Below are 1298 nucleotides of genomic sequence, written 5' to 3'. Positions count from 1 at the left end.
TCTTTGCTGCGCCAGTGCGGCAGCGAGTTCCAGTAGCGCTCGCCCTTGGCGTCGTCGTACATGCCTTCCCAACGGGAGATCACCAGTACCGCCAGGGCGTTACCGATCACGTTCAGGGCCGTACGGGCCATGTCCATCACACGGTCAACACCGGCGATAAAGGCCAGGCCTTCCAGCGGGATACCCACGCTGCCCAAAGTGGCCAGCAGCACCACGAAGGACACGCCCGGTACACCGGCGATGCCTTTGGAGGTGACCATCAGGGTCAGAACCAACAGCAATTGCTGGCTGATCGACAGGTCAATGCCGTACAGCTGAGCGATAAAGATCGCGGCGATACTTTGATACAGGGTCGAACCGTCAAGGTTGAACGAGTAGCCGGTCGGTACCACAAAGCTGCAAATCGCTTTAGGGGCGCCGTAGGCTTCCATCTTCTCGATCACGCGCGGCAGCACGGTTTCGGAGCTGGCGGTGGAGTAGGCCAGTACCAGTTCGTCCTTGAAGATGCGCATCAGCTTGATCACGGAGAAGCCGAACAGCTTGGCGATCAGGCCCAGCACCGCGAAGGCGAAGAACAGGATGGCGCCGTAAACCAGCAACACCAGCTTGGCCAGTGGCACCAGGGAGGCGAAGCCGAAGTTGGCGACGGTCACGGCGATCAGGGCAAACACACCGATTGGCGCGTAGTTCATGATCATGTGAGTGACTTTGAACATCGACTCGGACACGCCCTGGAAGGTTTTCACCAGCGGGTCGCGCAGTTCGGCGTTCAGGCTCGACAAGCCGAGACCGAAGAGTACCGAGAAGAAGATGATCGGCAGCATTTCACCGCGAGCCATGGCCGCGAAGATGTTCGACGGGATCAGGTTGAGGATGGTCTCGATGAACGCATGTTCATGGGTGACCTCAGCCGCAGTGGCCGCATATTTCGAGATATCGACTGTGCCCAGGGTGCTCATGTCGATCCCGGCACCTGGCTGGAACACGTTGGCCAGCACCAGGCCGACCAAAATCGCGATGGTAGTGACCACCTCGAAGTAAATGATGGTTTTAAAACCGATACGACCGAGTTTCTTCGCATCTCCCACGCCTGCAATCCCGACAACCAGTGAAGAAATCACGATTGGGATTACGATCATCTTGATCAGACGGATAAAGATATCGCCGGCAGGTTGCAGAACGTTACTGATCCACCAGGCCTTTTCAGCACTGAAATGGTTGAGCAGCGCGCCGATTGCAATCCCGAGGACCAGACCAATCAGGATCTGCCAGGCGAGGCTAAGTTTTGCCTTCTTCAT

At 57.2% G+C, this 1298-nt stretch carries 1 protein-coding gene; it reads right to left on the bottom strand.

What is annotated here, in order from left to right; all coding sequences use genetic code 11:
* A partial coding sequence (gltP, locus tag TU76_RS23840) for a glutamate/aspartate:proton symporter GltP (RefSeq protein WP_048352616.1) occupies nt 1-1298 on the bottom strand: 1298 nt, incomplete at its 3' end.

It is taken from the genome of Pseudomonas psychrophila (assembly GCF_001043005.1).
Lineage (GTDB): Bacteria > Pseudomonadota > Gammaproteobacteria > Pseudomonadales > Pseudomonadaceae > Aquipseudomonas > Aquipseudomonas psychrophila.
The sequence above is the reverse complement of the archived record's forward strand: the minus strand, read 5'-3'. Positions and strand labels throughout refer to the sequence as shown.